At 63.4% G+C, this 9,082-nt stretch carries 11 protein-coding genes; 3 read left to right on the top strand and 8 right to left on the bottom strand.

All coding sequences use genetic code 11. From position 1 onward, the window contains the following. A partial coding sequence (locus Q7S58_RS08735) for a nucleotidyltransferase family protein (protein ID WP_304823608.1) occupies positions 1-742 on the top strand: 742 nt, incomplete at its 5' end. 77 nt (positions 743-819) lie between these two features. Here the strand turns inward: Q7S58_RS08735 and Q7S58_RS08730 are convergent. From Q7S58_RS08730 to Q7S58_RS08705, 6 genes are all read right to left on the bottom strand, one after another. Further along, the gene (locus Q7S58_RS08730; RefSeq protein ID WP_304823605.1) at positions 820-1,434 is read right to left on the bottom strand and encodes a 2OG-Fe(II) oxygenase; all 615 of its coding nucleotides are present in this window, start codon (positions 1,432-1,434) and stop codon (positions 820-822) included. A 39-nt stretch (positions 1,435-1,473) separates the two neighbouring features. Then, positions 1,474-1,641: a lasso peptide gene (locus tag Q7S58_RS08725; RefSeq protein WP_304823602.1), complete on the bottom strand. Its 168-nt coding sequence runs from the start codon at positions 1,639-1,641 to the stop codon at positions 1,474-1,476. Between the two features lie 102 nt (positions 1,642-1,743). Continuing rightward, positions 1,744-1,911: a hypothetical protein gene (locus Q7S58_RS08720; RefSeq protein ID WP_304823599.1), complete on the bottom strand. Its 168-nt coding sequence runs from the start codon at positions 1,909-1,911 to the stop codon at positions 1,744-1,746. Further along, a complete protein-coding gene (locus Q7S58_RS08715) occupies positions 1,886-3,754 on the bottom strand; it encodes an asparagine synthase-related protein (RefSeq protein WP_304823596.1) in 1,869 nt (622 codons plus the stop codon). The genes Q7S58_RS08720 and Q7S58_RS08715 overlap by 26 nt, the downstream gene beginning before the upstream one ends. Continuing rightward, positions 3,751-4,038 carry a PqqD family protein gene (locus tag Q7S58_RS08710; RefSeq protein WP_304823593.1) on the bottom strand — a complete coding sequence of 96 codons (288 nt, stop codon included), beginning with the start codon at positions 4,036-4,038 and terminating at the stop codon, positions 3,751-3,753. The genes Q7S58_RS08715 and Q7S58_RS08710 overlap by 4 nt, the downstream gene beginning before the upstream one ends. Before the next feature lie 3 nt (positions 4,039-4,041). Then, positions 4,042-4,467, bottom strand: a complete 426-nt coding sequence (locus Q7S58_RS08705; RefSeq protein WP_304823590.1) for a lasso peptide biosynthesis B2 protein — start codon at positions 4,465-4,467, stop codon at positions 4,042-4,044. 196 nt (positions 4,468-4,663) lie between these two features. Here Q7S58_RS08705 and Q7S58_RS08700 point away from each other — a divergent pair, with 196 nt between their 5' ends. After that, positions 4,664-5,806 carry a 50S ribosomal protein L11 methyltransferase gene (locus Q7S58_RS08700; RefSeq protein WP_304823587.1) on the top strand — a complete coding sequence of 381 codons (1,143 nt, stop codon included), beginning with the start codon at positions 4,664-4,666 and terminating at the stop codon, positions 5,804-5,806. 1 nt (position 5,807) lies between these two features. Here Q7S58_RS08700 and Q7S58_RS08695 read toward each other — a convergent pair whose 3' ends face one another. Next, the gene (locus tag Q7S58_RS08695; protein ID WP_304823584.1) at positions 5,808-6,857 is read right to left on the bottom strand and encodes a hypothetical protein; all 1,050 of its coding nucleotides are present in this window, start codon (positions 6,855-6,857) and stop codon (positions 5,808-5,810) included. Between the two features lie 19 nt (positions 6,858-6,876). Next, the gene (locus tag Q7S58_RS08690) at positions 6,877-7,152 is read right to left on the bottom strand and encodes a PqqD family protein (protein WP_304823582.1); all 276 of its coding nucleotides are present in this window, start codon (positions 7,150-7,152) and stop codon (positions 6,877-6,879) included. 131 nt (positions 7,153-7,283) lie between these two features. Here Q7S58_RS08690 and Q7S58_RS08685 point away from each other — a divergent pair. Further along, positions 7,284-9,082 (top strand): ABC transporter ATP-binding protein (locus Q7S58_RS08685; RefSeq protein WP_304823579.1); only part of this gene is annotated, 1,799 nt, incomplete at its 3' end.

Below are 9,082 nucleotides of genomic sequence, written 5' to 3'. Positions count from 1 at the left end.
GCTGGCCAACGGATATCGCCTCGACTCGCGGATGCCGCCCGGAGAGGAGACCGCGGCCTATCATTGGAATTCGCAGCTCGCGATGGTGCGCGATACGCCCCGCGTCAATGTGGATTTGCATTGGCAGATGCTGCCGAGCCTTTTTCCCTGCGCATCGTACTTCGACACGGTGTGGAATCGGCTGCGAATTGCGCGTTTCGAGGATCACGAGATACTCGCGCTATCGGATATCGATCTGCTGCTCTACCTATGCGCGCATGGCGCCAGGCACGGATGGAAGGATCTGCGGCTTAGCGCCGACCTTGGCAGGTTGATCCATCTGAGGGCGGATTTGGACTGGGATCAACTCATTCGCAGCAGCCGCCAGGCCGGCGGTGAGCGGGTACTCGCGCTTGGACTCCAGATGGTCAATCGGCTGATTGGCGTCGAATATCCGGCCAACGTTGCGGAATTTGTGCAGGCAACGATGCGCGATCAGCAGTTTGCGCGGCGGCTCGAGGAAAACGTGCTGATCGAGGTGCCCGATGGCGATGAAACGCTCGCGGCGTTTCGCCTGCAGTTCAGGTTGGCCAGCGGTATCGCGGCGAAGCTCCGATGCGCGCTCGGATTTTCGCTGCTGCCGACCGAGGCGGACGCGTCGAGCCTGCCGCTGCCGCCGGCGCTGTTTTTCCTCTACTATGCGTACCGGCCGGCCCGGCTCGCGCTCAAATATGGGGCGATGGTGCTGCGCGGTCGCGCTTGATCGGTCCGCCGCGAACGATCCGGAAATTCCGCCGGACGCCGAGTCCAGATCATTCGGCAGCGAACTTATGTGATCGTCTAGCTGGCCGTGTCGGACGGCGAGTAATACCAGGACGCGATTGAGAAGCGCCGCCCCGATGTTACCGGCCGCACTTCATGCGGCGTGTCCGAGGGAAAGCCGATCAGCAAGCCGGTTTCCGGCGTCACCGGCAATCCGCAGTTCAACCATTCCGGCTCCTTCATCAGACCGTAGAGCACCAGGTCGCCGCCGTCGAAATCGTTGTCGGGCGCATCGCTACGTCTGTTATTCAAAAAAACGACGATTGAGATCCTGCGCTGCCGAAGATACTCGGCCGCATCGGGCGAGGTGCTGCTATCGAGATGCGGCACGAAAAAATCGCCGACGCCATAGCTGAGAAATGGCGGATACTCGCAGTCTTGTAGGGCCAGACTGAAATGCCGCTCGATGCTTGGCTTCAATTCTCGAAGCTTTGATCTAATCGACGGACCTTGGGAGTCGAAAAGAGCGGTCTCCTTCGTGCGGCGCACATTCTCGTCGAGGCCGCGCGTCAGCAGTGCTTTGTCGAGCGGACGGGAGCGAATTTCTGCGATCAAGTTTTCGCAACAGGCGCGATCCAGAAACTCTTTCAGGACAAACAGGCCGAAATGGCGGAAGAACTCAGCTTTTGGCACCGCTCGGTATCACATTGCCAAACGAATCTCGTCAGTGTGTTATGCTTTTGTCTTGTTCTTGCCGGGAGTAGGCGGAGAATCGGCGGCCCCATTCACCCCAACATGCTGCGTGATGTCCGCCACGTCGCCATAAATTTCTAGCTTGGGCTTGCTGTATCGCTTCTTCGCGCCGCCAGCGATTTCAGCGGGTTTGTCGCGACACTCCATTAACTTTTGCTCCCCGCGACATCTTGGCGTATGCGTCGCGATTGCGCAACCAAATGATTCAGAACAACGGTCGCAGAATCAGTCAGACTCCGTCACAACCCATCACGGTCGCGTGTGGATTTTGTTGGGGTGCGGGATGGCGTCCGGATTGCCGCCGGGAGCTGCGGTCTGCGTGAGGTACGCCACGTTGCCATAGATCTCCAGCTTGGGCTTGGCGTAGGGCTTCTTGCCGGCGGGCTCCGGTTCAGGTGGCTTCTCGCGAGAATCCATCACTTAACTCTGCAAGAGTCATCTTGAAGCAGGCGCCGCGATGACGCAACCAATGATCCAGAACGATCGGACGCAGGTTCAGCCAGAATCCTTCGGCATCGTCGGGCATCGTCGCGCTTACTTTCTGCGGTCTTACATACTGAAGGAGTTCCGGAGTCGGGACCAGCGGCGGGATGCGCACCCGGCGCGCCGACGCGGACAGCGGGTCGCCGGCGAGCGGACTCTTCGCCCGCGCCAGCACCTCGGGCGGCAATACCCCGCGCATCGCGGAGCGCAGCAGATACTTCTTGCGGCACCACGGGATCGCCGGCACCGCGAGCATAAAGCGGAGCAGCCTCAGGTCGAGGTAAGGATGCCGGATTTCGAGCGGCGCCCCGGTGAAGCCGGGATCGAAGCAATCGAGCAGCCCCTGCCATATCGGCGTGCAGAAGGAGCCGTAACCGACGGGACGGACCGGATGGTCCGATGTGGTCGGGCGCTGGACCGCCGCCCATCGCGCGCGCAGATCGAGCCGCGAGACGAAGTCCTCATCCATCCACATTGGGAATTGCGGATTCGAGAACGGCACGTGCGCGCGCCGGCCCGCGGTGCGAAGTAGCGTCGAGACCAGCGGGACCCGGCGATGCGCGATCATGTGCGCGAGCACATCGCGCACCAGCCGCGGCCATCGGCCCCGCCGCGCAAGGTATGTAAGATACGCGCGCCATTCGTAGTTGAGCGCGTTGTCTGGCCCTTCGCCATAGAAGAACACCCGGCCATGCCCTGACAGATCGCGGAAGTACTTAAGCTCCTCGGCGCGTGCGAGCGGATATGCGACCGGCTCGGGCGTGCTCAGCGCCGCGCTTTGCCAGCCGGGGTCGATCATCAGGTCGTCCAGCGCGCGGAAGTGGATCGGGATGCCGAGCCGCGCCGCGACCAGGCCGGCATAATAGCGCTCGTCGTCGGGGATCAGGCGGTCGTACACGCTGGTGAAGGACGCGACGCTGCGCGATGCCTCGCCGCCGAAGAGCCGGCACGCGGTCGCGGCCAGCGTCGGCGAATCGATCCCGCCCGACATGAACACGCCGACCCACGGCGTGCGGATGCGGTCGCGGACCGCGTCGGTCAGCAACTCGCTGAAGCGCTCGACGTAGTCGGAGTTCCTCGGGTAATAGAGCGGCTCGTCGATCGGCATCGTCCAGTAGCGGCGCATCCGGAGGCCGTCGATCGATACGGACGCGGCGTGCGCCGGCGGCAGGCGCTGAATATCGGCGAAGGTGCTGGTCGCGGGATCCTGGTTCATCTCGAACAGCAGAAAGTCCGCGATCGCGAGATCGTTCAGCCGGTTCGACACCGCCGGATGCATCCGCAGGCAATCCAGCGTGTTGCCGAATAGAAAAATCCGGCTCGACAGAAAATAGAAGAACGGCTTGATCCCGAGGTGATCGCGCGCGCAGAAAAGGCGGCGGCGCGGCGCGTCCCAGATCGCAAAGGCGAAATCGCCGAGCAGATGCTCGGCGCAATCCTCGCCCCAGGCCTGATACGCGCGCAAGATAAGTTCGACGTCGGGCGCATCGGAGGCGGCGTCCTGTCCGCGGGCGCGGAGATCCGCGATTAGCTCGGCGCGCGCATCGATGCGGGCGTCGGCGACGATAAAGACCGCGCCATCGAGCGTCAGCGGCTGATGCTCGCGCTCGGATTCGCGGGTCGTTCGGAGCAGAGTGTGACCGAAGCCGGCATTGCCGCCGATCCAGACATTGCGGGCGTCGGGACCGCGAAAATCGAGACTCTCGGTCAGTCTTTCGACCAGATGCCTATCGACCGGCTCGCCACCCTGGTGAACAACCCCGACGATACCGCTCATTTGACGGCGCCCGCGATCGAGACGAGATTATTTTCGAGCAATCGATCGACGAACTCGCGGATATCCTGTTCGAGCTGATTCGGCTCGACCTCGTACTCGGCCAGCAGCGCGTCATAAGCGGCCTGCACCGAGTCCGACTCGAGCAGCGCGTGCCACATCCGGGTGCCGACTTCGTCGAGACCGAGGTAGCGCTGCGACTTGAGATCGAGGATTACCGACTCGCCGCCGATCTCGCGAATCAGGACGTCGGGCGCGATCATCAGGCGTTCAGGGAAATTCGGCATGCGCTAGGGCCTCTCTTCCCGAATCAGCAAAGGCGCATAACGCTCGCTATCGTCGCCGCCGATCATGACGCGGTCGCCGCATCGAACCCACGCATGGGCGCCGAAGGGACGGCCGGGACCTTTATCCACGCCGATATGCAGCGACGAAGCATGTCCGTGGCGAGTCAGCAGGGCCTGCAGCGCGAGCGCCTGGGTGAGGCAGGTCGCGGCGGGGACGTAGCGCCCCGCGATTCGCACCGCTCCGGCGATTCGATCAAGCTGATAGGTCGCGAGCCGGGGGCGGACGCGCGGCGACGATCGCCGTTCGCGGATTGCTCGCGCCGGGGAAATCGAGAGCCGCACTCGATTCGCGGCGACGGAACAGAAGGCCTCGAGCAGCAGGAACTGGTCCGCGAGCGGCATCGAGACGAAGCGGCGAAGTTTGTTCATTTGGTCGGCTCTCCGGAGCGCCTCGGCAGCGGGGTCAAGTCGAGCACGCTGGGAGATGATCGATGCGATGCACGACGCTACCAAAGGCGGCAATCGCGCTCAAGGATGAGCCGGCGGCGGTTGCAGCATCGTTGCCCTGACGGGCAAGATTAACCGGAAATCGCAGCGCAAAGGATCGAGCAAATGGAAGTTCGGCATGTATAGCCTGCCGGGATACGGCAGCATGATCTCGGATCGCGGGCGCACCGACTCTTACGCGAAGGCGCTGGAGGCGATCATACGGCCGTCCTCGGCAGTGCTGGATATCGGCACCGGCACCGGCATGTTCGCGCTGCTCGCGTGCAAATTCGGCGCGCGCAAAGTGTACGCAGTCGAGCCGTCAGACGTGATCGAGGTGGCGCGAGAGGTCGCCCGGATCAACGGCTTTGCCGATCGAATCGAGTTCATCCAGGGCGTCTCGACGAAAATCGATCTACCTGAGAAGGTGGACGTGATCGTGGGCGACATCCGCGGAATTTCGCCGCTTTTCCAGGGCAGCGTCGGCGCGCTGATCGATGCCCGCGAGCGCTTGCTGGCGCCCGGCGGCAGGATGATTCCGGCTTCCGACACGATCTGGGCCGCGCTCGTCAACGCGCCGAAATCGTATGAGGAATCTATCGCGCCTTGGCTGGATAATCCCTACGGCGTGGATTTGAGCCCGATCAGCAAGTACGTGCTGAACACCTACGGCAAGGTCCGCCTCACGACATCCAGCTATGTTGCCGAGCCGCAGCGCTGGATCAAGCTGGATTACGGCACGATCGATACGCCGAACGCGTCGGGCCGTCTCCGCTGGACGGTCACGAACCCTGGTACCGTCCACGGCGTGGCGGTCTGGTTCGATAGCGAGAGCGGCGAAGGTTTTGGGTTTTCTAATTCGCCGGCGTCGGAGCGCCACATCTATGGGCAGCAATTTTTCCCGTTTGCGGAGGCGGTCTCGCTGCAAGCCGGCGACATTGTCGAGCTGAAACTGTCTGCGGACGTCGTCCGCGAGGATTACGTCTGGCGCTGGGACACGACGATCATCGCGGGCGATGGTTCGGCGAAGGCGGAGTATCGGCAATCCAGCCTTGCCGGAGCGATCGTCTCACCGGCGCAATTGCGCAAGCGCGGGCAATCCTTCGTCGCACAACTGAGCGACGACGCGAGGGTGGACAAGTTCATCCTCGAGCGGATGGGCCAATCGCAAACCCTGGGCGAAATCGCGCGCGAACTCGCCTCCGCCTTCCCGCGCCGATTCGGCGATTGGCAAAGCGCACTCGCGCGCGTCGCCGATCTTTCCGCGAAGTACGCCGTCTAGCTCAACAATCCACGGTCGCCGATGGGGATTCGGAAGCAAGGTCGGCGACGATGGTGTCGCGCACCTCGGGCAGCGTCGCGAGCACCCTCGGGTAGGAAATCCGCTTCACCGGCACCCGCGAGACGAGCGCGAGCGACTCGGCATATTGGCGCTGGAGGCGCGCGGAATCGGTGATCAGGTAATTGAAGGTGTTGCGAATCAACTCGACGAACGCCTCGCGCTGCGAGAGCCGCGTCAGCCGGATGCTTTGCTTGCGAAAGACCTCGCGCGGCGCGGCGAGTACATAGATCGTCCTGAGCGGCGCAGCCGCTCGATGATGGCGGTCTGCGCCGACCGGCAATACCAGCTTCTCGGTTTCTTCATTCATCGGGACCGCCGACGCCGCGCTGTGCAGGAAGCGCCGCGCGACTTTGGGGAACAGCTTGACCCGCGGCGGACCGGGGAATGCATCGTAGCCAGCCGCCGTCGGACGCGACAAAAGCAGATCGTCGGTCAGCAGGCGATGACCGGCGTCGAGAAACGCCGCCGCCAGCGTGGACTTGCCGAATCCGCTATCGCCGAGGAAGGCAACCGCCTCGCCCTCGATCACCACCGCGGTCGCGTGAAGTGGCTCGAAGCCCTGTTTCACCAATGCAAACGAAAGAGCATGGCCAAGCAGGTAAACTTGCAGCGACTCGAGCGACGTGGAACCGAGCCATCCGCACCATACGCGGCGGCCGTCGGCCTCGATCAGAAATTCGAACAGGCCCTCCCAGAGCAGGTAGGAGCGACGATCGGGCATCTCGGCATAGCGGTACCATCCTGACGGCGTCTGCTTCAGGATAGCGCCTGCGGTCGCCTTGCGAAAAAAACCCGGCGGCGCGACGCGGAGATCGATATCAGGCTTCCGCAGCGGGGATGCTTGCTCGAAGGAAAACTGAATCTGGCTTCGAAGCGTGATGCCGTAAATCGCATAGTGATAGAAAGCTCCGGTCGCCGACGGCCAAGCGCGATCGTCCAGCGATACGGGAAGCGCCGAGGGCGCGGAATCCGCGGTCCAATCCGGCTTCACGCGGGGCTCGCGGCGCGATTCACGGGTCAATCTCGATCAATCCGTAAGCGTGCAGATTGTCCAGCAATTCGCGGAGGTCGCGGGCGCAGGACGCCGGCGCGACGTCGTACTCAGCGGTGATGAACTGGCAGATTTCGGAGAACTTGCGCGGCTGGCGCATCAGGTTCCACACCCGCGCGCCGACCGAATCGAGTCCATAGTAGATGCCGCTCCGGGTGTTGAGGATGACCGCCTCTTCGGCAAGATCGCGCGAGACCTGATACTTCGAGACGACTATGGTGAAATCGGTCGGCATCGTGTTGAACCACCGCTCCGGCAGGCCACACGACGGTACCAAAGCGTCGGCGGGCGCTCAAGAACGAACGCTCGCATGGCGCGGCGGCGCACGATCTCATAATCTCGCCTGACGCCATTTACGGCGGCCTGATGCGCTCGGACACAAGGAATTTTGCGGCGACGATCATCGCGGTCTCGCGCTGGCGGGTGGCGCGCGCGGTCGCGATGATGGTCGCGTTTTCGCTGACCGAAGGCGTCGGCCTGGCGCTTCTCTTGCCGACGCTGGAAATAGCGGGCCTCGATTTGGCGCATCAGGGCGTGGCGGGCCGCTATGCCCGAATCGTTTCCAGTGGATTGCGGGCGCTCGGACTTGAGCCGTCGCTGGCGCTGCTGCTCAGCATCTTCGTGGTGCTGGTCGGCGTGCGCGCGCTCTTCGGCAAGCGGCAGAGCGTCGAGATCTACGAGGTGGACCAGGAACTCGAGCATCACCTGCGGACCCGGCTCTACCGCGCGATCGCGAATGCTAGCTGGCTTACGATCTGCCGCGCGCGCGGCTCGGATTTGACGCACGCGCTGACTGCCGAGATCGATCGAATCGGCTACGGCGCGTACGCGATGCTGATGCTGGCGGGCGACCTGGTGATCGGCGTGCTGTACGTGGCGGTCGCGTTCGCGCTGTCGGCGGGCATGACGATGGTGGTGCTCGGATGCGGCGTGATCCTGGCGATCGTACTCCGCCGCCGCGCGCAAGCCGTGCACGAGCGGGGGGAAGAAATCTCGTCGATGACGCAGCGGCTCTACGGCGCCGCGATCGAGCATCTGCAAAACCTGAAAGCGACCAAAACCTACGGCCTCGAAGCGCGCAACTGTGAGATCTTCTCGACGCTGAGCGCGGAGGTGGCGCGGGCCAACGTCGAAAGCGCGCGCGAACAGGCCGGCGCGGCAACCGCGTTCGAGCTGGGGTCGGTCGTAATCCTGGCGATCGTGCTGTTTGGATCGATTCGGATGCTCCAGACCCCGCCCGCGGCGATCCTGATCCTGCTGGTGCTGTTTGCGCGATTGATGCCGCGAATAATGTCCGCGCAGCACAACTACCGGGCCTTCGTGAATTCGGTTCCGTCGTTCGCGAACGTGATCGGAATCGAGCGGCGCTGCGCGTCGTCAGCGGAGGCTGGATCGCGTCCGCACCATCGACTCAAACTTGAGCATCAGCTTGCCACCACGAACGTATCATTCCGCTACGCGGAGAGCGGGCCGAACGTCTTGCGCGAGGTGAGCATCGCGATTCCGGCGGGCAGGATCGTCGCGCTAGTCGGTCCGTCGGGCGCCGGCAAAAGCACGATCGCGGATATCCTGACGGGATTGATCGCGCCGGATTCGGGCTCAGTGCTGCTCGACGGCCGGCCGATCGGCCAGAGCGATCTCCGCGGATGGAGCGATCAGGTCGGTTACGTCGCGTCGGATACTTTTCTCTTCCATGCCAGCATCCGCGAGAATCTGGCGTGGGCCAGCGCCGGCGCGCGCGAAGTTGAACTGTGGAAGGCGCTCGAGGACGCGGCTGCCGCGAGCATGGTCGCGGGACTCGCGCGGGGACTCGACACGATCATCGGCGATCGCGGCGTGATGCTTTCTCACGGCGAGCGTCAGCGCCTCGCGTTGGCGCGCGCGTTTCTGCGCGATCCGGCGCTGCTGATCCTCGACGAGGCGACCAACAATCTCGATTCCGAGAACGAGCGGACCGTGCTGAACGCGATCGCGCGGCGGCGCGGCGAACTGACGGTAGTGCTGATAGCGCATCGCCTGGCGACGGTGCGCGCGGCCGATCTGATCTACGTGGTCGAGAACGGAACGATAGTTGAATCGGGCGATTGGGCGTCGCTAATCGCCAATCGGGAGAGCCGCTTCCGGACGTTGTGGGAAGCGCAGAGCCTGCACGTCGAATCGATTGA

The sequence above is a fragment of the Candidatus Binatus sp. genome, assembly GCF_030646925.1.
Lineage (GTDB): Bacteria > Desulfobacterota > Binatia > Binatales > Binataceae > Binatus.
Note: the sequence above shows the minus strand (reverse complement) of the source record. Positions and strands in the feature narration are given on the sequence as shown.

Coding starts and splice junctions, on each gene's coding strand:
- Q7S58_RS08725 (WP_304823602.1), bottom strand. CDS start 1,641: ATGGAGTGTCGCGACAAACCCGCTGAAATCGCTGGCGGCGCGAAGAAG.
- Q7S58_RS08720 (WP_304823599.1), bottom strand. CDS start 1,911: ATGGATTCTCGCGAGAAGCCACCTGAACCGGAGCCCGCCGGCAAGAAG.
- Q7S58_RS08715 (WP_304823596.1), bottom strand. CDS start 3,754: ATGAGCGGTATCGTCGGGGTTGTTCACCAGGGTGGCGAGCCGGTCGAT.
- Q7S58_RS08710 (WP_304823593.1), bottom strand. CDS start 4,038: ATGCCGAATTTCCCTGAACGCCTGATGATCGCGCCCGACGTCCTGATT.
- Q7S58_RS08705 (WP_304823590.1), bottom strand. CDS start 4,467: ATGAACAAACTTCGCCGCTTCGTCTCGATGCCGCTCGCGGACCAGTTC.
- Q7S58_RS08700 (WP_304823587.1), top strand. CDS start 4,664: ATGTATAGCCTGCCGGGATACGGCAGCATGATCTCGGATCGCGGGCGC.
- Q7S58_RS08690 (WP_304823582.1), bottom strand. CDS start 7,152: ATGCCGACCGATTTCACCATAGTCGTCTCGAAGTATCAGGTCTCGCGC.